This window comes from Bradyrhizobium sp. 22 (assembly GCF_000482425.1).
Classification (GTDB): domain Bacteria; phylum Pseudomonadota; class Alphaproteobacteria; order Rhizobiales; family Xanthobacteraceae; genus Bradyrhizobium; species Bradyrhizobium japonicum_B.
In genome coordinates this window covers 3,181,059-3,202,776 of sequence record NZ_KI519399.1, presented here as the reverse complement: position 1 = coordinate 3,202,776, position 21,718 = coordinate 3,181,059, and the positions used below count along the sequence as shown (strand labels likewise).

Here is a 21,718-nt window from a genome sequence, read left to right as displayed (position 1 = left end):
TCTGCACTCCGATGGATTCCGGGCTCACCGCTCCGCGGCCCTGGAATGACGTGCTGAGAGAGCATCGAAAAACAAAATAATCTTCCTGCCCGCCCCAATGGCGGAGTCTCTACCCGCACCTATGTCTTTCCGAGCGTCACCAAGAACGGACACCGGGCGATGGCACAACGGCAACTCAAGCTTGGCGCGTTCATGCGCCCGATCAGCATCCACACCGGCGCCTGGCGCTATCCCGGGGCCTGGCCCGACGCCAATTTCAACTTCCCGCACATCAAGCAGCTGATCAGGAAGCTCGAGGCCGGCAAGTTCGACGCCTTCTTCATGGCCGATCACCTCGCCGTGCTGAACATGCCGATCGACGCGCTCAAGCGCAGCCACACCGTGACCTCGTTCGAGCCGTTCACGCTGCTATCGGCGCTCTCGGCCGTCACCGAGCGCATCGGCCTGATCGCAACCGGCTCGACCACCTTCGACGAGCCCTATCACGTCGCGCGCCGCTTCGCCTCGCTCGACCATCTCAGCGGCGGCCGCGCCGGCTGGAACATCGTTACCACTTCGAATCCCGACGCCGCGCTGAATTTCGGCCTCGACGACCACATGGAGCACGCCGAGCGCTACAAGCGCGCCCGCGAATTCTACGACGTCGTCACGGGCCTGTGGGATTCCTTTGCCGACGACGCTTTCGTGCGCGACGTCGAGAGCGGCCTGTTCTTCGATCCCGCCAGGATGCACACGCTCGACCACAACGGCAAATATCTGAAGGTGCGCGGCCCGCTCAACATCGCGCGCCCGGTGCAGGGCTGGCCCGTGATCGTGCAGGCCGGCGCCTCCGAAGACGGTAAGCAGCTCGCGGCCGAGACGGCGGAAGCCGTGTTCACCGGCGGCGGCAGCCTTGCGGACGGGCAGAAGCTCTATGCCGACATCAAGGGCCGCATGGAGAAGGTCGGCCGCGACCCCGAGCATCTGAAGATTCTTCCCGGCGCTTTCGTCGTGGTTGGCGACAGCGTCGACGAAGCCAGGGAGAAGCGCGCTTTGCTCGACAGCCGCGTGCATTACGACAGCGCCATCGCCTCGCTCTCGGTCATTCTCGGCACCGACGCCTCGACCTTCGATCCCGACGGGCCCCTGCCCGAGATCCCCGAGACCAATGCCAGCAAGAGCGGCCGCCAGCGCATGGTCGATCTCGCCAAGCGCGACAAGCTCACCGTGCGCCAGCTCGCCCAGCGCGTCGGCGGCTATGGCGGGCTCTCGTTTGTCGGCACCGCCAAGACCATCGCCGACCAGATGGAGGAATGGCTGGTCGGGCGCGGCTCCGACGGCTTCAACATCATGTTCCCGTTCCTGCCCGCCGGCCTCGACGATTTCGTCGACAAGGTGGTCCCGGAGCTGCAGCGGCGCGGGATTTTCCGCAGGGAGTATGAAGGGGCCACTTTGAGGGAGAATCTGGGCCTGCCGCGGCCGAAAAACCGCTTCTTCGAGGCCTGATCGGCCCGATTTGGGTGGTTTTCCAGGCCTAAATCCTTGACTTTCAGCCGTTTCTGGCTAGGTTGCCGGCCAACGCGGGCCGTTTGGCCGGCTCCAGATTCCCGATATTTCTGAGGTTCAGAACATGGCCAAAGCGGTCACCATCAAGGTCAAGCTCGTGTCCTCGGCCGACACCGGCTTCTACTACGTCGCCAAGAAGAATTCGCGCACCATGACCGACAAGCTGGTCAAGAAGAAGTACGATCCGGTCGCGCGCAAGCACGTCGAATTCCGCGAAGCCAAGATCAAGTAAGATCGGCGAAACGTTGAAGATCTTTGCGGGGCCCTTTTTGGGTCCCGTTTTCGTTTCAACTCCGCTCGTGTCCCGGACGCAGTGCAGCGCGGAGCGCTGCTCCTGAGAAGCCGGGACCCTTAAAGCAACACAGCGCACTGCCGAGACATGGGCCCCGGCTCTGCAGCGCACCGTCGAAGCGACGCTGCGCTGCGTCCGGGGCACGAGCTCGCTATCTTACCGCAAACGGCGCCTGATAAGGCCGCCCGAAGGGCACCCCGTTGATCACGGTCTGGACCGGCTTGAGATGGGCCTTGCCGTCCCTCTTGTTGTTGCGGGTGTCGACGAAGCTGACCGGCCCCTCCGCCAGCTCCATGATGGCGACGTCGCCGGGCGCACCGACTTGCAGCGTGCCGATCTTCGGCGCGCGATCGATGATCTTCGCCGGAGCCATGGTGGCCATCGCGACCACCTGCTCCAGCGTGAAGCCGAGCGTCATGAACTTGCTCATCACGTTGGGCAGGAATGGAATGCCCGGCGAATTGCCGGAGAAGACGTGGATATCGGAGGAGATGGTGTCCGGCGCGCAGCCACCGGCGATCGCAACCTCCGCCACGGTGAAATCGAAGCTGCCGCCGCCATGACCGACGTCGAACATGACACCGCGCTGCTTGGCGGCGAGCGCCACGGGCAGCAGCTTGCCGTCCTGAACGATATTGGTGAAGACGTTGGACATGTTCGGGGCGCCTGAATAGGCGTGCGTCAGCACGTCGCCCGGCCGCAGCAAGTCGAGGATCTGCGACATCAGCTCCTTGGACTCGACGCCGCCGATATGCACCATCATCTTCGCCGGCCAGCCGCACATCTCGCACGCCTGGATGGCGCGTTTCAGCGGCTCGAGCCCGTGCTTGTAGATCACGTTCTCCGACATCCGCACCTTGACCCCGAGCAGGAAATCGCGGTTCTCGGCGAGTGCCATGGCGCAGGCTTCGGTCTGGGCGACGTCGATATTGTACAGCTCGGCGGCCGGGAACGCCGACAGGCCGTTATTGGCGATGTGGACGAAGGCGTACATCCGCGCCCGCGTCTGGGCCACGATGAAGCGGCGCAGCGCCGCGAGATTGTTGACCCCGGCATCGCCCGCCGAGACGACGGTCGTCGTCGCCTGGAATTGCACGAGCTCGTCGGCGGGAATGCCGATCGCCGAGCCGTAGGGATAGACGTGACTATGCAGATCGATGAGGCCGGGCATCACCAGCTTGCCTGACGCGTCGATGCTCTTCAGCGTCCGCTCGGCCGGGATCGCTTCCTGCACGGCTTCGATGACACCCCAGCGGATGCCGATATCGCGCCTGGCGCGCAGCGACTGGCTGGGGTCGAGCACCTCGCCGCCGCGGATCACCAGGTCGTATTTATCGTTCGGGCCCATCGCGGCCCGCACCGGCGCGGCGAGGCCGAGGGCGGCGGATGTCGAAAGTGCCAGGAAATCACGGCGTGACAACGCGGACATGACGGTCCCCCCTATGTTGTTGTTTGTGGCTTCGACGAGCAGTTCCGCCTCCAGCAACAATGCGGCGTTCAGCAGGAATGGATCGGAACTGAAGTCACGTCGCCCAAGGGACTGATCCTATGACTGCATACAAGCGATGGCGAGCCACGAAAACTCTCCAGAACGCATGAACCTTAAGGGCTTCGCGTCGACTAAAGCGGCCGCGTCCCGGGTTGTGCGTCGTGCATCCGGCCATCATTCATCACTTCGCCCGCAACACGGGGCGTCGCCGCTGACGGTCTTGTCCGCGCAAATCTCTCCCGCACGATGCCGCCGGCGGTCCCCCGCGCGATACCGATCTACCCGACCAGTGGGTAGCGGCCCGCGCGTCACACACTCCCACCCGCCGCAAGCGGTATTGCGCCTGATCAATCGCTCGAATGAAGAACGATGGTTCCTTGGACAATCCACATTTTCGCTTATGCTGAAGGTCTGGTTCAGCTCAATGCCATTCGCTCGGAGCGCCGTGTGAGGAATCGGTCATCGTGAATACGCCACCCTTTGATTTCGACTTGTTGCGCACTTTCGTGGCGGTGGTCGACCACAACAGCTTCACGAAGGCCGGAGAGCGCATTGGCCGGACCCAGTCGACGGTCAGCCTGCAAATCAAGAAGCTCGAGGACAATCTGAAGAGGCCGCTGTTTGAGCGTAGCGGGCGTGAGGTTCTGCTGACGACGGACGGTGAGATTCTGTTGGCCTATGCCCGGCAGCTCTTGCATATCGCCGATGAAGCCCGGGCCCGGTTCATGGAGCCCGACATCGAAGGCACGATCCGCCTCGGGACTACGGAGGATTTCGCGACCGTCTACCTGCCCGACATTCTGGCGCGCTTTGCGAGGGCCCATCCGCGCGTCACGCTCGACGTGAACTGCAATTTCAGTTTCAGCCTTCTCGAGGGATTTTCCAAAGGGGAGTACGATCTCGTTCTGATCAAGCGCGAGCCGCAGGCCCCCTTGGGGGGAGTGCCGGTCTGGCGCGATGTTCTTGTCTGGGTTTGCTCGCCTCAGTTTGTCTTCGAAACCGGAAGTCCGATTCCGCTCGCGTTGGCCCCTGCCCCCGATGTCTACCGCAAGAGAGCATTGGCGAGTCTGCAGGCGCAGGGACGCGACTGGCGTATCGTCTACACGAGTGTCAGCAGCGAGGGTTTGCAGGCCGCCGTTCGCGCCGGCTTGGGTATCACCATACTATCGAAGGACATGGTGCCGCCAGGCCTGAAGATCGTCGGCGCGGAGCAACAGCTCCCGCAGCTTCCGGATTCTGAAATCGCCCTTTACCGCTCCCCAGGCAAGTTGTCCCGTGCGGCCGAAATGCTGGCCGAGCACATTACTCATTCGCTCGAATATCGGCGGCCAGAATAGCCGAAGTGACGCCCTGAGGAAGTGTGAGCGCACGACTGGCGCTGCGGAGGCGTATGAGGCGCCACTCAGGGATCGACAAGGTCAGCGGCCCGGCACCCCGGGCTCTACGGCCGGTCGTGCATTCCTTCAATCGACGGCATTGATCGTTTCAATTGGCGTTCGTTCGGTCGGCTCCCTATCAAGAGTGCAGAGATAGACAAAGGCCGGCACAATGACCCTGGATTTGAACATGAGGACCTTCTCGAAACGGATGGATGAGGACACCAGAGAAGGCGAGATCGCCCGCAGAAACGTCCTTTTCGGATTGTGGGCCGGACAGCATGCGGGACTTAAGGACGACGCCCTTGAGGCTTACGCGCTTGCGGTTCACATCGCCGATCTCCGTAGCCCGGGTCATGATGACGTGGTTGCAAAGGTTGCAACCGATCTGAAGGCGTGCGGGAAGCCGATGAGCGATCGGCAGTTGCGAGCTCGTTTTCGCGAGATGGCGATGCGAGCCACTCTGTAGCTTTTCCCGAACGTGGTCGGAAATTGGCAACGTAGGCCGGTCTGCGAAGTGGCGTCGCAATGCCTGGCGAGCTCGCCTGGGGCGAGTCGGCTGCAGCTCATGGATTCCGACGAGCGCTGCCGCTCTCTGGATCATGTCGGATCAGCCTGCCTTGGAGGAGAAGGACTGTGAAGTCGTTGGCCGTGACGTCTTTCTTGTTAGCTGCTGCGACCTTCGCCAATGCTTCCGCCGTTTTCGCGCGCTGGCCGGAGTACGCCGGATTTTGGGTCGTGGGCAATCATGCGACCAAAAGATGCGAAATCGTAACCTCCAACCCGACCATCGATGGTGCCGTCATCTGGTTCGGAAGCGGTCCGTACAAATCGCTCGACGACGCCAGGCTCGCTCGGTCCAATATCCGCGCTTGTCCGAAGGATGAACCCGCCGATTAAGCGTGAGCCAAGCTCTCGATTGGCAGTCGCGCCAGCTGCGCCAATCGGTGTGTCGGGAAGTCCGCCGATCGTCCACGAAAGGCGCCTGTCGACGGCGGCTCACCCACCGTCCGATACCACTCGCAGGGTCTCGGCCGTGTCAATGCCTCCCATTTGAAACGCCAATAGAGGGATTGTGGCGTTGCGGAAGTCGATGGAGAGCCCCCATCTCAGCCTTGTACGTGCCGGACCACTCTCAGCATCAAACGTTCAGTCAGTCTCGAAGAAGATCATGAACCCGTTCATCGAAATCTTCCGCAATGTCATCGCATCTGCTCTCAGTTCGCCAAGGCGATCGCCTGAGACGACGGGTGTGGCCGATCATGTCGGCCATGTGGAGATATCCGGGAAACGGCGGTCTCTCCGGCATCCGGCGCTGGCATGCCTGGTGCTGGCGCTCGTGATGGCGACCCATGGCCAGTCCCGCGCCGCAGAAGACGCGATCGCGATTTCGATGGACGAGCGGGAGATCCGGTTCGCCGGGATCACCACCACACGCCCGGACAAGGAGCAGCCGGAAATCGAGTTGTCGTTCCCCGGCACCGTCGCCATTCCTCCCCAGCAGATGCGGGTTGTCGCGGCGCCTGCGAACGGCCTGGTCGAGTCGATGCTGGTTGCTGCGGACGAGCCCGTGAATGCCGGCGACGCCGTCGCGCAACTACGCTCCATGGAGATCGTCGAGGCTCAGCGTCAGTTTCTCGCCGCGCTTTCTGACGAGGCTCTGGCTGCTGATCGATTGCGGCGAATGCAGCAGCTTTTCGAAGGGCGCGCCGCTCCCGAGCGCGAGTTGCGGACGGCAGAGACCTCGGCTGCTAATGCGAAAGCGCATCTCGATGAGCGACGGCAGATACTGGCGCTGATGGAGCTGTCTGAGACCGACATCGTGTCCTTGCAGAATACGAGAAAGATCGTTCCGGCCGTGACCGTTCATGCACCGGTCGGCGGGATGGTCGTGAAGCGGCACGTCTCACCGGGCGAACGTGTCGATGCCGCCGCTCCCCTCTATACGATCGCGAGTCTCAATCCGCTGTGGGTCAACATTCAGGTACCGGCCTCGCGCCTCTCGGCGCTCAAGACGGGCGCCTCTGTCGTGCTTCCGGCCCATGGCGCGCGCGGTCGCCTGATACGCATCGCCCGTACCGTCGATCCGCAAACCCAATCGGCGATCGCCGTGGCCGAGATCGATTCCAACGGAGGGAGCGTACGACCCGGGCTGGCGACCACGGCGACCATCCGTCTCGACCTGGGACCGGGCACGCAATGGTCGGTCCCGGCTGCAGCGGTCATCAGGCACCGCGACCGCAGCTGGGTCTTCATTCGCAACAAGGAAGGCTTTGTCGCGCGCCCGGTCCAAGTTCTGTCTGAGTCGTCGGCGCGTACGTCAATCCGAGCCGACTTGGGCCCGGACGATCTGGTCGCCGATCGGGGGCTGATCACGCTTCTGTCCGAACTCGCCGCGGCGGACAAGGGCTGACCCATGTGGACAGGTCTCATCAACGGTGCGCTGAAGCAGCGCATTCTCGTGGCTCTGGGCGCCATAGCGTTGGCGATCTGGGGAGCCAACGCCTACCGGCAATTGCCGATAGACGCGTTCCCGGATGTGGCCCCGACTCAGGTTCTGGTCTCCATGAGAGCTCCTGGACTCACGCCTGAGGAATTGGAAAGTCGGATCACACAACCGATCGAACTGGCCATGCGCGGTATTCCGCAGTTGGTCAAGATGCGGTCCACGACGCGTTACTCGGTCGCGCTGCTGACTTTCGAATTTGCCGACGGAACCGACATCTTCTGGGCTCGCGCGCAGGTCAATGAGCGGCTGTCGGACGTGCGCAACCAGTTGCCCGCCGGCGCGGACGGCGGCCTCGCGCCGATCGTCACCCCGTTGGCGGAAATGGTGATGTTCACCATCCAGTCCGACGTGCTGAGCCCCCAGGAGAAGCGCTTCCTGGTTGATTGGACCATCCGTCCCGCCTTGCGCGGCCTTCCCGGAGTCGCGGACGTCAATGTGCTGGGCGGCTTCGTGCGGACCTTCGAGGTCGTCCCCTCGGCGGCAGCGATGGCCGCGCGTGGAATCACGACCGAAGTGCTCGAAAACGCGGTCCGGTCGAACAACCGCAACGACGGCGCCGGACGGATCCGCAACGGCGAAGAGGCCCTGTTGGTTCGGTCGGAAGGCCGCATCCGGACGCTCGACGATATCCGCAATATCATCATCACGACGCGGAATTCGTCCGTCGTCAGGGTCGGTGACGTGGCGGACGTTCGGTTCGGCTCGCTCGCCCGCAATGGCGTGGTGACCACTAACGGCGAGCAAGAGACCGTCTGGGGAATGGTCCTGGGCCTGCGGGGCGCCAATGCCCGCGCGGTCGTGGACGGCGTCAAAGCGAAGTTCGAGGAGCTCAAACCATTGCTCCCTGAGGGCGCCGGGATCGAGATTTTCTACGATCGTAGCGAGCTGATCGGTCAAGCCGTTTGGACGGTCCAGAAGGTGCTGCTGGAAGCGATTGCGCTGGTCATGATCCTGCTGCTTGTGTTCCTCGGCAATCTGCGTTCGGCGTTAGTGGTATCCGTCATTCTCCCGCTCGCCGTGCTGATCACCTTTGGCATCATGCGGTTGTTCGGCTGGTCGGCCAACATCATGTCGCTCGGAGGCCTCGCGATCGCCATCGGGCTTCTAGTGGACTGCGCTGTGGTGGTCGTGGAAAATGTCGAGCATCGGCTCGCGCACTCGCGAAACCCGGATCTGAAGACGCGCCTCCGGCTGACCTTCGAGGCAACGCGCGAAGTCGCGCTGCCTCTGGTGTCTGGCGTCGCCATCATCGTCATGGTGTTCACGCCGCTACTCTCGCTGCAGGGACTCGAGGGGCGCCTGTTCAGTCCAGTGGCGTTGACCATCGCCTTCGCGCTCGGTGCGGCCTTGCTGCTTTCGCTGACGGTCGTTCCGACACTGTCGACCTATCTGTTGCGGGCGGGTTCGGCCAAGGACCCCTGGCTCGTGCGCAAGCTTCACGCCGTTTACGATCCTGCGCTCGCTCATGTCATGAGGCGTCCGATCGTGCTCGTGATCGGGCTCGTCCTCGGCATCGCGTCGGTCGGAGCCGTGTTCCCGCGAATTGGCGCGACCTTCATGCCCGTCATGGACGAGGGCACGCCGGTCGTGACCATCCGCAAGTTTCCCACGGTTTCCGTCGAAGAGGCGGCGCAGACGGACCTCCGGATCCAGCAGGTGCTGATGGCGGAAATCCCGGTGATCAAGGGCATCATGGCCCGCGCCGGCGCCGATGAACTCGGCATCGACCCGGTTGGTCTGAACGAGACCGACATGTTCATGTCGCTGGCGCCGAAATCCGAGTGGCCTAATCCCGACAAGCAGTGGTTTCTGGGCGAACTCAGGCGCGTGCTCGACTCCATTCCAGGCATTGTCTACGCGTTCACGCAGCCGATCGATATGCGCGTCCAGGAAATGATCATCGGTGCGCGCGGCGACGTCGTGGTGAAGATCCTGGGCGACGACATCGGTACGCTCAACCGGCTTTCGCGGGACATCGCTGGGGTCATTCAGCAGATTCCGGGTGCCGTGGACGTCTTCGCTCTTCGCAATGCCGGGATGAAATATCTCACGGTCGCGGTCGACCGCGCCAAGGCCGGCAGATTTGGATTAAACGTTGAACAGGTGCAGGAGGCGATTCGCGTCTGGGTGGATGGACGCGATCTCGGCGTCGTCCTGGAGGGACAGGTTCGCACGCCGCTGGTGGTTCGCGGCGAGGAACGGCAACGGGCCTCGGCATCCGACCTCGCGCGCGTGCCGATCGTGTTGCCGGGCGGAGGGACCGTGGAGCTGTCGCAGATCGCGGACGTTCGCATCGAGGACGGTCCCATCCAGGTGATCCGGGAGGATGGGCAGCGCTTCGCGACCATTCTGAGCAACGTACGCGGACGCGACCTGGTTGGCTTCGTAGACGAAGCGAAGGCTGCCGTCGCCGGCAAACTCGAGATTCCGCGCGGCTATACCCTGGTTTGGGGCGGCCAGTTCGAAAACCAGCAGCGTGCATCGGCCCGGCTCGCGCTTGTCGTCCCGATGGCGCTCGCCATGATCTTCCTGCTACTGTACTTGACTTTCAATTCGGTGCGCCAGGCGGTCCTGGTGTTCTGCAACGTGCCGTTCGCCACCATCGGCGGCGTGGTCGCCCTGTGGGCTTCGGGCGAATTTCTGTCCGTTCCTGCATCCGTCGGCTTCATCGCCCTGATGGGAATCGCCGTTCTCAACGGCGTGGTTCTGATTTCCTACATCAACGAGGTCGTAGCGCGGCGCGAACTGCCCTTGACGGAGGCGGTCATGGAAGGTGCCAAGCGCCGCCTCCGGCCGGTGATGCTTACCGCCTCAATCGCAGCGCTCGGCCTGGTGCCATTCCTCATTGCGACCGGACCCGGCGCCGAAATCCAGCGGCCACTCGCCATTGTCGTCATCGGCGGACTCGTCACGGCGACCGCGCTTACGCTGCTGCTGCTGCCCGTCCTGTATGCGAGATTCGGTCTGCCCAGAAGTGAACGTGTGCTCCTCGCGAACGTGCCGGAGCAGAACCTCGCCACCGAAATGGCCCTGCCGGAACAGACCCCCCTCACCGGAAGCGGCCCGCCCCACATCGGCGCAGCGGCCGTCAGCGAGGTCAAGGTAAAGCGCGCGTAAACCCGCTGGGGCAAGGCCCGCTTTTCCGGAGACAGCAGACATCGCGAGGCTCGCGCGCCGTGGCGGCACGCTTGTCGTCATCGTCAGGCGGCGAGACAACGGCGCGGGCGACAAAAGCCGACGATCATGAGCCCCTTCCCGCCTACGCCACGCGCAGCACCGGCGCCGGCGGCTGCGAGGGTCTGACCAGCGCGAACGCCACCTGCACGATGCCGCCGGCAAGGCCGAGCGCCACGCCGATGCGCCAGGCCATGGTGTAGGAGCCGAGCGCGTCGTAGAGCACGCCGCCGCCGTAGGCACCGAGGAAGCTGCCGATCTGGTGGCTCATGAAGGCGAGGCCCTGGATCATCGCCTGCCAGCGCAGGCCGAACATTTCGGCGACGGCGCCCGCGACCAGCGGGCCGACGCCCATCCACAGGAAGCCCATGATTGCGCCGAACAGCAGCGTCGAGAACGGCGTCGCAGGCAGCAGGAAGTACCAGGCGAGCGCCAGCGAGCGCAGGATGTAGATCCCGCCCAGCAGCGCCAGCTTGTTCCAGCGCTGGCCGGCCCAGCCGAAGAACAGCGAACCCAGCACGTTGAAGCCGCCGATCATGCCGAGCGTCTGCGCGCTGAGCATCGGATCGAGGCCGCAGATCGCCAGATATGACGGCAGATGCGTGGTGAGGAATACGAGCTGCATGCCGCAGACCAGATAGGCGCAGGTCATCACCACGAAGGAGGCATTGCCGAACGCGGTTTTTGCCGCGGTCACCGCGCTGGCTTCGTCGATCTCGTCGGCGGCCGGCTTCGGCAGCGGCACCTGGTCGACACGCCCGGCGTACCACGCCGCCGGGATCATCAGCACGGACATGACGACGAAGCCGGCAAGGCCGACGCGCCAGCCAAAGCCCTCGTTGAGCATCTGCCCAATCGGCGCCGACAACAGCGCGCCGAGCGAGCCCGCGCCGGAGACGATGCCAAGCACGGTCGAGCGCACCGTCGCAGGCACCGCACGTGCCGCCACCGACATCGCGATCGCGGCCGCGGTGCAGGCCAGCGACGTCCCGATCAGCACGCCGGCGCCGATCATGATGCTGACCATCCCGTTCGCGGTCGCCATCAGCGCGAGGCCGACGATGTACAGCCATGCGCCGACGATCATGACCGGCCGGAAGCCGTAGCGCGCCGTCATCGCGCCGGCGAGCGGCTGCAGAAAGCCCCAGGCGAGGTTCTGCACCGCCAGCGCCAGCGTGAAATCCGAGATCGAGATGTGGATGTCGCGCGTCAGCGGCTGCATGAAGATGCCGAGGCTCTGCCGCAGCCCCATGCTCAGCGTCAGCATGATCGAGGCGCCGATCAGGATCGGCAAGGTCGGCCGCAGGACCTGCAGCAGGGGCATTCTTCTTCTCCCTTTGGGCACGGCGCACATGCCGTCGTCCGCTTTTGCCGCCGATTTTGGTTACACAGACCTGTGTACTTAGGCTATGATCGGCAGGTGCTGTCAAGCGAACAGGACGCATTCTGCCGCATGGCTCCCCCGCCCGCCCCACAGACGATGAAAGAGCGGATCCTAGAGACAGCCGACAAGCTGTTCTATCTGCAAGGCATTCGCGCGATCGGCGTCGACACCATCGCGGCCGAGATCGGCATCTCCAAGCGCACGCTCTACAACCACTTCCCGTCCAAGGACGCGCTGATCGCGGCCTATCTCGAGCGCCGTTTCGTGCACGCATCCCCTTCCGACAAGCCGCCGGCCGAGCAGATCCTCGCCACCTTCGATTCGCTGGAGCGGCGTTTTGCGGCCAAGGATTTTCGCGGCTGCCCGTTCGTGAATGCGGTGGCCGAGCTCGGCCCGGCCGACCGCGCCGTGAAGAAGATCGCCGTCGCCTTCAAGGAAAGCCGCCGCCTCTGGTTTCGCGACCGCCTGACCGAGCTCGGCGTAGCGGATGCCGACGCGCTCGCGACCCAACTCGTGCTGCTGGTCGACGGCTCCATCGCCCAGGATCTCGTCCGTGACGACCCGGCGATGGCGCGCGCCGCGAAGGAAGCGGCGAAGGTGCTGCTGCGGAATGCGGGGGTGGATGTGGGGGACGATACGAAGGCAAAAGGACACAAGCCCGCGCCACAATGATCACTGACATCCCGGACAAGCGCAGCGAAGCGAAGCGCCGATTCGGGATGACGGCTGAGGGTGTTGCCACAGCATTCATCCCACGACTCTATTTTACCACCATGCTCCTGTTTTGCCCGACAGATCAAACGAGCGTGCGAGGCGCAAATGCGATTCTTGACACCCTCGTAAGTCCTTGATCCGACTGGCGCCGGCTACTGTGCATGGGGTTGTTTTCGCAAATTTTGCGAAGTCGGCCCTCAGGCCGCCTGCGACACCACCCGATTGCGGCCGTCGTGCTTGGCGCGGTAGAGCGCGGTGTCGGCGCGCTTGAGCACGTCGGCGACAGCCTCGCCCTTCCGCTCCAGCGTGGTGAGACCGATCGAGATCGTGACCTCGATGCGCTTGGCGCCCTTGTGGATCGCGAACGGCTCGCCCGCGATCGAGCGGCGCAGCCGCTCGGCGACCATGCCGGCGACGTGGAGATCGGTCTCCGGCATCACGATGACGAACTCCTCGCCGCCATAGCGGCAGGCAAGGTCAATGCCGCGGATCGACTTGCGCACCCGCACGGCGAATTCGCGCAGCACGTCGTCGCCGGCGTCGTGACCGTAATTGTCGTTGATCGACTTGAAGAAGTCGATGTCCAGGATCATCAGCGCCAGCGGCTTGCCGCGGGTCGAGGCCTGCTCGGCGAGCGTCGCCAGATGGCTCTCCATGTAGCGGCGATTGTGCAGGCCGGTGAGCGCGTCGGTGATCGCCATCTCGATCGAGTTCTGCACGTTGTCGCGCAAATGATCGGTGTAGCGGCGGCGGCGGATCTGGGTGCGCGCGCGCGCCAGCAGCTCGGTCTTGTCGATCGGACGCAGCAAATAGTCGTTGACGCCGATCTCGAGCCCACGAAGAAGCCGCGTCGAGTTCTCGGGATCGGCGATCGCCAGGATCGGCACGTGGCGCGTGCGCTCCAGCGAGCGCGCCTGACTGCAGAGGCGCAGGCCATCGAAATTGTTGAGGTCGAGCGAGACGATCAGGAGGTCGTAATTGCCCTCGGCGGCGTGGAACAGCGCCTCCGTCGGATTGGGCTCGACGTCGATGGTGTGCTCGGCGGCGAGGATCGTCGCCAGCCGCTCGTAGGAGGACTGGCGGTCGTCGACCAGGAGGATGCGGCCGCCCTTGCCGGTGTCGGCGACGGCGCTGCGCTCGGGCGCCTGCATGCCGATCTCGAGCGAGGTGATGGCGCGCATGCGCAGCTCGTCGGTCATCATCTTCAGCCGCGTCAGCGAGCGCACGCGCGCGATCAGCACGACGTCGGAGACAGGCTTGGTCAGGAAATCGTCGGCGCCGGCCTCCAGCCCGCGGTTGCGGTCGGCGGGGCTGTCGAGCGCGGTGACCATGACGACGGGGATGTGATGCGTGGCCGGGTCGGACTTCAGGCGGCGGCAGACTTCGTAACCGTCCATGTCGGGCATCATCACGTCGAGCAGGATGATGTCGCATTCGGCGCGATGACAGATCGCCAGCGCCTCGGTGCCGTTCGAGGCGGTCATCACGTCGAAATATTCGGCGGACAGGCGGGCTTCGAGGAGCTTGACGTTGGCAGGAACGTCATCGACAACCAGGATACGCGCAGACACTGTGAACTCACTTCCTATCCGATAAAACGCCGGACCGTCTCAATGAATTTGCCGACCGAGATCGGCTTGGACAAATAGGCCTCGCAGCCGCCCTCGCGGATGCGTTCTTCGTCGCCCTTCATCGCGAACGCGGTGACCGCGACGACGGGAATGGAACGCAGCTCCGGATCGTCCTTGATCCAGCGCGTCACCTCCAGCCCGGAGACCTGCGGCAGCTGGATATCCATCAGCACGAGGTCGGGCCGCATCTTGCGAACGAGGTCGAGCGCCTCATAGCCGTTGCTGGTCCCGGAGGTCTGGTAGCCGTGCGCCTCCAACAGGTCGCGGAAGAGCTTCATGTTGAGCTCGTTGTCTTCCACGATCAGGACGGTCTTGGCCATCCCGCCCTCCTGGTTGGTCCGCAGGACCGATACATGTGACGCCTCAGACGCCGCTTTCCGGCGTTTCGAAAACTGGATTCAAACTAGCCTCAGATTCGCTTGAGTTTCGTTAAACCCGAGGGTCGATTTTCTGCGATGTGGTTTCCAGTTGCTTGTCCGGGGTCGGAAGACTCAGGGGCGAGACTCGGGCATGATGCAAAGTAGACACCGAAAGTTAACGGAAAGGCAAACCGTCCCCTTGAAAAAGCCTGTTCACAACCCCCGCGAAGTCGCTGAAATCGTTGCGATTCAGGCCCTGTCCTTCGTCGCGAGCGAGCCCGAGCGGCTGGGCCTGTTCCTGGCCGAGACAGGGGTCGGCCCGGAGACCCTGCGCAATGCCGCCGCGGACCCCAACTTCCTGCTCAGCGTGCTCGATTTCGTGATGCGCGATGACGCCACCGTGAAGGCCTTTGCCGGCTCGGTCGAGCTGCACCCGACCAACGTCGCCGCAGCGCGGCAGGTCCTCGGCGACTCGCTCGGCGATCCCTCCTGGGAGCGCGACGTGCCGTGATCGTCCCCGACCCGGCCGGGCCCCGCTGCTTCTGCCGGGATTGTCTGGCCGATCTCGATATGGCGGTGCGGCGCTGCTCGGCCTGCGGTTCCCCCCGTCTCGTCCGCCACCGCGCGCTGTCCACCCTGACCATCGCCCATATCGACTGCGACGCCTTTTACGCGACGGTCGAGAAGCGGGACAATCCCGACATTGCCGACAAGCCCGTCATCATCGGGGGTGGCAAGCGCGGCGTGGTATCGGCCGCCTGCTACATCGCGCGCACCTATGGTGTGCGCTCGGCCATGCCGATGTTCAAGGCGTTGGAAGCCTGCCCTCATGCGACCGTGATCCCGCCCGACATGGGGAAATACGTCCGCGTCGGCCGCGAGGTGCGCCAGGCCATGCAGGCGCTGACGCCGCTGGTCGAGCCGCTCTCGATCGACGAGGCCTTCCTCGATCTCTCCGGCACCGAGCGTGTGCACGGCATGGCCCCGGCCAAGGTGCTGGCGCGCTTTGCCCGCGAGGTCGAACGCGACATCGGCATCTCCGTCTCGGTCGGCCTGTCCTGCAACAAGTTCCTGGCCAAGATCGCCTCCGACCTCGACAAGCCCAGAGGCTTTGCCGCGCTCGATCAGGAGGAAGCACGCATGATGCTGGCGGACAAGCCGGTCGGCTTCATCTTCGGCGTCGGCCCCGCCACGCAGGAGCGCCTCGTGCAGCGCGGCTTCCGCGTCATCGCCGACCTGCAGAAGGCCGACGAGATCGAGCTGATGCGGCAGTTTCCGAGCGACGGCCGCAGGCTGTGGCGGCTCGCGCGCGGCATCGACGACCGCCGCGTCGAGCCTGACCGCGGCGCCAAGACCATCTCCAGCGAAACCACGTTCGAGACCGACATCCGCGATTTCGCCGCGCTGGAGAAGATCCTGTGGCGGCTGTGCGAGAAAACCTCCTCGCGGCTGAAGAGCAGCGAGCTCGCCGGCTCGACCGTCACGCTGAAATTGAAGACCGCCGACTTTCGTCAGCGCACGCGCTCGCAGTCGATCGCCGTCCCGACGCAGCTCGCCGCCAAGATCTTCTCGATCTGCCGCGAGATGCTGGCGAAGGAGATCGACGGCACCGCCTTCCGCCTGATGGGCGCCGGCGTCAGCGCGCTGCGCGAGGGCTCGCCGGCCGACGACACCGACATGCTCGACCGCCGCGCCGCCCATGCCGAGCGCGCGGTGGACAGCCTGCGCAAGAAGTTCGGCAGCGCCGCGGTGATCCGCGGCATCGCCTATGAGGGTCCGGAGAAGGCGCAGGAACAATGACGGGCGAACGCGATCTGGACGCGCTGCTGCGACACATGAAGCCGGAGCTGCGGCCGGGCATCTTCGTGTTCTGCACGATCCCGGCAAATGAAAGCATTCCTGCGGCGATCAGCCCCCTGCTGACGTTTCGCGAGCAGGAAGGCACAACGCTGGTGATCCCTCGTGAAGAGGCTGAAGCCGCGGGACTGCGCTGTACGTTCGCCTCGCGCCTGATCACCCTGACGGTTCACTCCGCGCTCGACGCTGTCGGCTTCCTCGCGGCGATCACGGCGCGCCTCGCCGAAGCCGGCATCAGCGTGAATGCCGTTTCGGCGTTCCATCATGACCATCTCTTCGTGCCGGTTGACCATGCGGACGAAGCGATAGCCATTCTGCAAGAGCTGTCCGTAGCAACGTAGGATGGGTAGAGCGTAGCGAAACCCATCAAGCTCCATCCACGCGGCAAGGACGATGGGTTTCGCTACGCTCTACCCATCCTACAGTCCCTCAATCCGCGACTGCAATGGCCTCGATCTCGATCAGCCATTCCGGCGCGGCGAGCGCGGAGACGCCGACAAGCGTGGACGCCGGTGGCTCCATGCCTGCGAAGAAGGCCGAGCGGGCCTTGCCGATGATCGGCCGCAGCTCCGGCTTGTAGTTCACGACGAAGGTCGTGATCTTGACGATGTTGGAATAGCTCGCGCCGGCCGCCTTCAACGCGTGGCCGAGGTTCTGCATCACCTGCGTGGTCTGTGCGGCGATATCCCCCTCGCCGACGATCCGTCCCTCCTCGTCCACCGAGACCTGGCCCGAGATGTAGATGGTGCGCGCGCCCGAGGCGGTGACGACGTGGGAATAAGCGGGATTGTGATGCAGGCCGGCGGGGCGGAGATGGTCAAGCTTGGGCATGGGCTGGCTCCCGGAGTTTGTAGTTGGGAGGAGCGTAGCTGGAGAGCGCGCCGAGAGCCAGCCGTCATTGCGAGGAGCTCTTGCGACGAAGCAATCCAGAATCTTTCCGAGGAGAGATTCTGGATTGCTTCGCTGCGCTCGCAATGACGATACCGGACGAGTGACAGAACTCTTCCATTCCGGGGCGGTCCGCAGGACCGAACCCGGAATCTCGAGATTCCGGGTTCTCGCTTCGCGAGCCCCGGAATGACACTCGAAGCTCAATTGCAGGGCTTGCTGTCCTTGACGTCGAACTTGCCCATCGCGCCGGAAATGACGAAGTCGTTGTAGTCGAGCACGAGCTGGCGCGAGACGCCATTCTCGTAGAGCTCGAACGCCATCGCATAGACCGGCGTCTGCTCCCCCTCCTTCTGCTGAGCGTCGCGGTCGAAATAGCTGACGGTGACCGGCCAGCGCTTCAGCGACTTCATGTGCTCGTCCGACGTCGAGGGATCGGCGGAGGTGGCGCGGTCGGCGGGAACCGGCTGGCCGATCACGGTCAGCGTGTTGTAGACCTTCTGGCCGTCGTCGGAGCCGTCATAGACCGAGAGCTCGAGCAGCGATTTGCCGTCCCTGGCGGCGGCGATGATGCGCTGGATCTGCTCGGTGGGAAACACGATGCTGCCGTCGAGGGTGAAACTCTTCGGCGCCGGCAGCTTCAGCTTGACGTTGATGTGGTCGCCGTCGCGCTCGGCCATGCCGTCGACCCGGCCGGCATCGGCCTCGTTCATGCGCGTCTCGATCTTGAAGCGATAGCTCTTGCCGGCGGCGTCCTCCCAGGAATTGGAACGGAGGTCGCTGAGCGTGACCTTGCCCTCGCCGCTGTCGAGCTCGGAGACCTGGCGGAATTCGGAGGTGTAGCCCTCGCACGCGCTGCCGGTGAAGTTGTAGAGGATGCGGCCGCGCGCGCTGTTGACCGAGTTGGAGCGCGATTTCACCAGGCTGAGGTCATAGAGCGCCTGGTGCGGCAGGAACGGACCGTTGGCGGCCTGCGCGCTCTCGCCAAGGCCGAAACTGGCCGCCGCGAGCGCCATCACACCGAGCGAAGTCCGGAAAAGGTGCACCATGTCTATTCCTTGGGGGCGCGTCCCTGCGAAGCGCAGATTCGACATTTTAATGACCGTTCCATTGCGTCGCAACTGAGGCCGTTTCACGTAAAGTTGCCCCTTGGCGCTGAACCTGCTGTCCGATCTCAACAAATACGGGCCCCTCGCGGTTGCTTGCATGTGGCGGCCCGATGGGCGAAACAGGGCGCGCCCGGCCACCTTTGCGGACGCGCCGGGGCGAATGATTTTTTGGACAAAGAGGTCGGACATGGCGGGCACGGTCGAGCAGAGGCTGGCGGAACAGGGCATCAAGCTGCACGAGGCCCCTACGCCCGTCGCCAATTACGTCCCGTTCGTGCGCACCGGCAATCTGCTGTTCGTCTCCGGCCAGGTCTGTTTCGATCCCGCCGGCAAGCTGATCGCCAAGGGCAAGCTGGGTGCCGGCGTCTCCATCGAGGACGGCGCCGCGGCCGCCCGCGGCTGCGCGGTGAACCTGCTGGCCCAGGTCAAGGCGGCGCTCGGCGATCTCGACAAGGTGGTGCGCGTGGTGCGCCTCGGCGGCTTCATCAACTCGGCGCCGGACTTCCTGGACGGGCCGAAGGTGCTCAACGGCGCCTCCGACCTGATGGTCGCCGCCTTCGGCGACAAAGGCCGCCATGCCCGCACCACCGTCGGCGTCGCCTCGCTGCCCGCCGATGCCGCGGTCGAGGTCGACGGCGTGTTCGAGGTCGTCTGACGCGACATGCGCGCGCCCGATTGGCTGACAGCCCGGCCGGTCGCCCATCGCGGCCTGCATGACATTTCGCGCGGCATCGTCGAGAACATGCCGGGTGCAGTGCAGGCTGCGATCGCGGGCAACTTCGCGATCGAGGTCGACATCCAGCTCTCCGCCGATGGCGAGGCCATGGTGCATCACGACCATGCCCTCGGCCGCCTCACCGGGGCCACGGGCGAGGTGATCTCGAAGACGGCGGCCGAGCTCAAGGCCGTCAGGTTCAAGGACACGCCCGAGCGGATGATGTCGTTGTCCGACCTCTGCGCCCTCGTCGCCGGCCGCGTGCCGCTGGTGATCGAGGTGAAGAGCCATTTTGGCGGCGACCGCAAGCTGGTGAAGCGAATGGCCGAGGTGCTGGCGTCCTATGACGGACCGGCCGTCGGCATGTCCTTCGACCCGGACCAGGTACTGGCGCTGCGCGAGCTGTTGCCCTCCCGCCCGCGCGGCATCGTCGCGCAACGGACCTATGAGGATGAATATTGGGCTGACCTGACGCAGCAGCAGCGCGACAGCATGCTGTACCTTCGCCACGGCTTCCAGACCCAGCCCCACTTCGTCGCTTTCAAGGTCGATCACCTCCCGGCGCCCGCCCCCTGGATCGCCCGCAACGTCTTCAGCTGCGCCCTGCTCGGCTGGACCGTCCGCACGCCGGAGCAGCGGACCCGGGTCGGCCAATACGCGGACCAGATGATTTTCGAGGGATTTGTGCCGTAGGGCCCCGCCCATGTCCCGGACGCGCTGCAGCGTGAAAAGCGGCTGCCGGGACCCAGCAAGCCGCACAGGACAATGCGGAGAAATGGGCCTCGGCTCAGCAACGCACCACTGCGTGCTGCGCAGCGTCCGGGCAAGCGAGCCTCCCTCCCCGCCCTCTTGAAGTCGCTGCTGCAATGCACGATCTTGGGGGTCGATGGCATCATCCGAAATCACGCTCGAGGCCGTACCTTCGATTGACAACGTGTCACCGGAGGATTGGGACGCCTGCGCCAATCCCGGCGGACGGTGCCCAGGGGCCGGCAACGGAACCTCATCTTCGCTTTCAGGCGATTCCCTCGGTCTCTCAAGACCGGCCTATAACCCTTTCGTCTCCCACGCCTTTCTTTCGGCAATTGAGAAATCGGGTTCGGCGACCATCCGCACCGGCTGGGGCCCGCGGCATCTCGTGGCCAAGATAGACGGCCGCGTCGCCGGCATCGTGCCCTGCTATCTGAAATCGCATTCCCAAGGCGAGTACGTGTTCGACCGCGGCTGGGCCGACGCCTATGAGCGCGCCGGCGGGCGCTATTATCCGAAGCTGCAGGTTTCGGTTCCGTTCACCCCGGCGACCGGGCCGCGGCTCCTGGTCCGCGACGGCGTCGACCGCGAGCGGATCATGGATGCGCTGGCTGGCGGGCTGGTGGCGCTGTGTGGCGTCAGCAAGGCCTCCTCGGTCCACGTCACCTTCGCGCGGGAGGCGGAATGGAAGCTGCTCGCCGAGCACGGCTTCCTGCAGCGCACCGACCAGCAGTTCCACTGGCACAATGAAGGATTTGCCAGCTTCGACGATTTCCTGGCGACGCTGAACTCGCGGCACCGCAAATCGATCAAGCGCGAGCGGCGCGATGCGCTGGCCGCGGGCATCACCATCCACTGGCTCACCGGCAAGGATATCACCGAGGAGGCCTGGGACGCCTTCTTCGAATTCTACATGGAGACCGGCTCACGCAAATGGGGCCGGCCTTATCTGACGCGGGAATTCTTCTCGTTGATCGGCGAGACCATGGCTGAGGACGTGCTGCTGGTGATGGCCCGCCGCAACGACCGCTGGATCGCCGGCGCGATCAACTTCATCGGCTCGGACACGCTGTTCGGCCGCAACTGGGGTGCAGTCGAGCATCATCCGTTCCTGCATTTCGAGGTCTGCTATTACCAGGCGATCGACTTCGCCATCAAACGCGGCCTCAGGCATGTCGAGGCCGGCGCACAAGGCGAGCACAAGATCGCCCGCGGCTACCTGCCGCGCACCACCCATTCCGCCCATTTCATCGCCGATCCGGGCCTGCGCCGTGCCATCGACGATTACCTCAAGCGCGAGCGCGCCTATGTCGCCGAGGCCGGACGGGAGCTCGCCGAGCTCGGCCCGTTCCGCAAGGGCGCCGACGAGGCGCCTTGACGGTTTGCCGTTGCTGGTGACAGTAAGCGCAAAATTCCAGGCGCAAAGTTCTCGGGAGCCGCCAATATGACCGCCTACGATACCAACAACATCTTTGCGAAAATCCTGCGCGGCGAGCTGCCTTGCTACAAGGTCTACGAGGACGAGCACGTGTTCGCCTTCCTCGACATCATGCCGCGCGTCCCCGGTCACACGCTGGTGATCCCGAAGGCCCCTGCCCGCAATATTCTCGACATCAAGCCCGACGATTACGCCCATGTCGCCCGCGGCGCGCACAAGATCGCAGCCGCCGCCATGAAAGCCTTCAAGGCCGACGGCATCACCGTGCAGCAGTTCAACGAGCCCGCCGGCGGACAGGTGGTGTTTCACCTGCACATGCACGTGATGCCGCGCCACGACGGCGTCGCCATGCTGCCGCCGGCCAGCCGCAAGGAAGACGACAAGGTGCTGCAGGAGAACGCAGCGAAGTTGATCGCTGCGTTGAAAGGCTGACCGTCATTCAGAGGCGCGCCTCTTGGCGCGAACTATGGTGCGCGATTGCGCACCTG

At 64.4% G+C, this 21,718-nt stretch carries 21 protein-coding genes; 15 read left to right on the top strand and 6 right to left on the bottom strand.

The window, feature by feature from the left end:
* Nucleotides 1-159: 159 nt before the first annotated feature.
* Both K410_RS0116460 and rpmG read left to right on the top strand, forming a co-directional pair.
* The gene (locus K410_RS0116460; protein ID WP_028135916.1) at nucleotides 160-1,485 is read left to right on the top strand and encodes an LLM class flavin-dependent oxidoreductase; all 1,326 of its coding nucleotides are present in this window, start codon (nucleotides 160-162) and stop codon (nucleotides 1,483-1,485) included.
* A gap of 124 nt (nucleotides 1,486-1,609) precedes the next feature.
* Nucleotides 1,610-1,777: a 50S ribosomal protein L33 gene (gene rpmG, locus K410_RS0116455; RefSeq protein ID WP_007603295.1), complete on the top strand. Its 168-nt coding sequence runs from the start codon at nucleotides 1,610-1,612 to the stop codon at nucleotides 1,775-1,777.
* Nucleotides 1,778-1,988: 211 nt separating this feature from the next.
* On the opposite strand, the gene K410_RS0116450 is transcribed toward rpmG, so the two are convergent.
* The gene (locus tag K410_RS0116450; RefSeq protein ID WP_028135915.1) at nucleotides 1,989-3,266 is read right to left on the bottom strand and encodes an amidohydrolase family protein; all 1,278 of its coding nucleotides are present in this window, start codon (nucleotides 3,264-3,266) and stop codon (nucleotides 1,989-1,991) included.
* Nucleotides 3,267-3,790: 524 nt separating this feature from the next.
* Between K410_RS0116450 and K410_RS0116445 the strand changes: the two genes are divergently transcribed.
* From K410_RS0116445 to K410_RS36855, 5 genes are all read left to right on the top strand, one after another.
* Nucleotides 3,791-4,663, top strand: a complete 873-nt coding sequence (locus K410_RS0116445) for a LysR substrate-binding domain-containing protein (RefSeq protein ID WP_245269388.1) — start codon at nucleotides 3,791-3,793, stop codon at nucleotides 4,661-4,663.
* A 211-nt stretch (nucleotides 4,664-4,874) separates the two neighbouring features.
* Complete coding sequence (locus K410_RS0116440; protein ID WP_049820058.1) at nucleotides 4,875-5,171, top strand: ATPase inhibitor subunit zeta; 297 nt, start codon at nucleotides 4,875-4,877, stop codon at nucleotides 5,169-5,171.
* A 176-nt stretch (nucleotides 5,172-5,347) separates the two neighbouring features.
* On the top strand, nucleotides 5,348-5,602 hold the full coding sequence (locus K410_RS0116435) for a hypothetical protein (protein ID WP_433994208.1): 255 nt from the start codon (nucleotides 5,348-5,350) through the stop codon (nucleotides 5,600-5,602).
* Nucleotides 5,603-5,873: 271 nt separating this feature from the next.
* On the top strand, nucleotides 5,874-7,115 hold the full coding sequence (locus tag K410_RS0116430; RefSeq protein WP_049820057.1) for an efflux RND transporter periplasmic adaptor subunit: 1,242 nt from the start codon (nucleotides 5,874-5,876) through the stop codon (nucleotides 7,113-7,115).
* Between the two features lie 3 nt (nucleotides 7,116-7,118).
* A complete protein-coding gene (locus K410_RS36855) occupies nucleotides 7,119-10,328 on the top strand; it encodes an efflux RND transporter permease subunit (RefSeq protein ID WP_080672164.1) in 3,210 nt (1,069 codons plus the stop codon).
* 142 nt (nucleotides 10,329-10,470) lie between these two features.
* On the opposite strand, the gene K410_RS0116420 is transcribed toward K410_RS36855, so the two are convergent.
* Nucleotides 10,471-11,709, bottom strand: a complete 1,239-nt coding sequence (locus K410_RS0116420) for an MFS transporter (protein WP_028135910.1) — start codon at nucleotides 11,707-11,709, stop codon at nucleotides 10,471-10,473.
* A 129-nt stretch (nucleotides 11,710-11,838) separates the two neighbouring features.
* Between K410_RS0116420 and K410_RS0116415 the strand changes: the two genes are divergently transcribed.
* Nucleotides 11,839-12,441, top strand: coding sequence for a TetR/AcrR family transcriptional regulator (locus K410_RS0116415; protein WP_028135909.1), 603 nt, complete (start codon nucleotides 11,839-11,841; stop codon nucleotides 12,439-12,441).
* A gap of 239 nt (nucleotides 12,442-12,680) precedes the next feature.
* Here the strand turns inward: K410_RS0116415 and K410_RS0116410 are convergent, their stop codons facing one another.
* Both K410_RS0116410 and K410_RS0116405 read right to left on the bottom strand, forming a co-directional pair.
* Nucleotides 12,681-14,054, bottom strand: a complete 1,374-nt coding sequence (locus tag K410_RS0116410; protein ID WP_028135908.1) for a PleD family two-component system response regulator — start codon at nucleotides 14,052-14,054, stop codon at nucleotides 12,681-12,683.
* A 14-nt stretch (nucleotides 14,055-14,068) separates the two neighbouring features.
* Nucleotides 14,069-14,434, bottom strand: coding sequence for a response regulator (locus tag K410_RS0116405; RefSeq protein ID WP_008130064.1), 366 nt, complete (start codon nucleotides 14,432-14,434; stop codon nucleotides 14,069-14,071).
* A gap of 238 nt (nucleotides 14,435-14,672) precedes the next feature.
* Here K410_RS0116405 and K410_RS0116400 point away from each other — a divergent pair, with 238 nt between their 5' ends.
* From K410_RS0116400 to K410_RS0116390, 3 genes are read left to right on the top strand one after another with little or no spacing between them, the layout of a single operon-like run.
* The gene (locus K410_RS0116400) at nucleotides 14,673-14,984 is read left to right on the top strand and encodes a DUF3572 domain-containing protein (protein WP_028135907.1); all 312 of its coding nucleotides are present in this window, start codon (nucleotides 14,673-14,675) and stop codon (nucleotides 14,982-14,984) included.
* Nucleotides 14,981-16,273, top strand: coding sequence for a DNA polymerase IV (locus K410_RS0116395; protein ID WP_028135906.1), 1,293 nt, complete (start codon nucleotides 14,981-14,983; stop codon nucleotides 16,271-16,273). Before K410_RS0116400 ends, K410_RS0116395 begins: the two co-directional genes overlap by 4 nt.
* Nucleotides 16,270-16,671 (top strand): ACT domain-containing protein, encoded by a 402-nt coding sequence (locus K410_RS0116390; RefSeq protein ID WP_028135905.1) that lies wholly within the window; start codon nucleotides 16,270-16,272, stop codon nucleotides 16,669-16,671. Before K410_RS0116395 ends, K410_RS0116390 begins: the two co-directional genes overlap by 4 nt.
* 88 nt (nucleotides 16,672-16,759) lie before the next feature.
* Here the strand turns inward: K410_RS0116390 and K410_RS0116385 are convergent, their stop codons facing one another.
* Both K410_RS0116385 and K410_RS0116380 read right to left on the bottom strand, forming a co-directional pair.
* Entirely contained in the window at nucleotides 16,760-17,161 is a 402-nt protein-coding gene (locus tag K410_RS0116385) for a RidA family protein (protein ID WP_028135904.1), read from the bottom strand.
* Between the two features lie 260 nt (nucleotides 17,162-17,421).
* Nucleotides 17,422-18,267, bottom strand: coding sequence for a cell envelope integrity EipB family protein (locus K410_RS0116380; RefSeq protein ID WP_028135903.1), 846 nt, complete (start codon nucleotides 18,265-18,267; stop codon nucleotides 17,422-17,424).
* 247 nt (nucleotides 18,268-18,514) lie between these two features.
* On the opposite strand from K410_RS0116380, the gene K410_RS0116375 reads away from it, so the two are divergent.
* From K410_RS0116375 to K410_RS0116360, 4 genes are all read left to right on the top strand, one after another.
* A complete protein-coding gene (locus tag K410_RS0116375) occupies nucleotides 18,515-18,982 on the top strand; it encodes a RidA family protein (RefSeq protein ID WP_028135902.1) in 468 nt (155 codons plus the stop codon).
* A 6-nt stretch (nucleotides 18,983-18,988) separates the two neighbouring features.
* Entirely contained in the window at nucleotides 18,989-19,735 is a 747-nt protein-coding gene (locus K410_RS0116370; protein WP_028135901.1) for a glycerophosphodiester phosphodiesterase, read from the top strand.
* A gap of 193 nt (nucleotides 19,736-19,928) precedes the next feature.
* Entirely contained in the window at nucleotides 19,929-21,170 is a 1,242-nt protein-coding gene (locus K410_RS0116365) for a GNAT family N-acetyltransferase (protein ID WP_028135900.1), read from the top strand.
* A gap of 66 nt (nucleotides 21,171-21,236) precedes the next feature.
* The gene (locus K410_RS0116360; RefSeq protein WP_028135899.1) at nucleotides 21,237-21,662 is read left to right on the top strand and encodes an HIT family protein; all 426 of its coding nucleotides are present in this window, start codon (nucleotides 21,237-21,239) and stop codon (nucleotides 21,660-21,662) included.
* Nucleotides 21,663-21,718 lie beyond the last annotated feature (56 nt).

What these genes read in the sequence shown, in the direction of transcription:
- K410_RS0116460 (WP_028135916.1), top strand. Translation starts at nt 160, where the DNA reads ATGGCACAACGGCAACTCAAGCTTGGCGCGTTCATGCGCCCGATCAGC.
- rpmG (WP_007603295.1), top strand. Translation starts at nt 1,610, where the DNA reads ATGGCCAAAGCGGTCACCATCAAGGTCAAGCTCGTGTCCTCGGCCGAC.
- K410_RS0116450 (WP_028135915.1), bottom strand. Translation starts at nt 3,266, where the DNA reads ATGTCCGCGTTGTCACGCCGTGATTTCCTGGCACTTTCGACATCCGCC.
- K410_RS0116440 (WP_049820058.1), top strand. Translation starts at nt 4,875, where the DNA reads ATGACCCTGGATTTGAACATGAGGACCTTCTCGAAACGGATGGATGAG.
- K410_RS0116430 (WP_049820057.1), top strand. Translation starts at nt 5,874, where the DNA reads ATGAACCCGTTCATCGAAATCTTCCGCAATGTCATCGCATCTGCTCTC.
- K410_RS36855 (WP_080672164.1), top strand. Translation starts at nt 7,119, where the DNA reads ATGTGGACAGGTCTCATCAACGGTGCGCTGAAGCAGCGCATTCTCGTG.
- K410_RS0116420 (WP_028135910.1), bottom strand. Translation starts at nt 11,709, where the DNA reads ATGCCCCTGCTGCAGGTCCTGCGGCCGACCTTGCCGATCCTGATCGGC.
- K410_RS0116415 (WP_028135909.1), top strand. Translation starts at nt 11,839, where the DNA reads ATGGCTCCCCCGCCCGCCCCACAGACGATGAAAGAGCGGATCCTAGAG.
- K410_RS0116405 (WP_008130064.1), bottom strand. Translation starts at nt 14,434, where the DNA reads ATGGCCAAGACCGTCCTGATCGTGGAAGACAACGAGCTCAACATGAAG.
- K410_RS0116390 (WP_028135905.1), top strand. Translation starts at nt 16,270, where the DNA reads ATGACGGGCGAACGCGATCTGGACGCGCTGCTGCGACACATGAAGCCG.
- K410_RS0116385 (WP_028135904.1), bottom strand. Translation starts at nt 17,161, where the DNA reads ATGCCCAAGCTTGACCATCTCCGCCCCGCCGGCCTGCATCACAATCCC.
- K410_RS0116380 (WP_028135903.1), bottom strand. Translation starts at nt 18,267, where the DNA reads ATGGTGCACCTTTTCCGGACTTCGCTCGGTGTGATGGCGCTCGCGGCG.
- K410_RS0116375 (WP_028135902.1), top strand. Translation starts at nt 18,515, where the DNA reads ATGGCGGGCACGGTCGAGCAGAGGCTGGCGGAACAGGGCATCAAGCTG.
- K410_RS0116370 (WP_028135901.1), top strand. Translation starts at nt 18,989, where the DNA reads ATGCGCGCGCCCGATTGGCTGACAGCCCGGCCGGTCGCCCATCGCGGC.
- K410_RS0116365 (WP_028135900.1), top strand. Translation starts at nt 19,929, where the DNA reads ATGGCATCATCCGAAATCACGCTCGAGGCCGTACCTTCGATTGACAAC.
- K410_RS0116360 (WP_028135899.1), top strand. Translation starts at nt 21,237, where the DNA reads ATGACCGCCTACGATACCAACAACATCTTTGCGAAAATCCTGCGCGGC.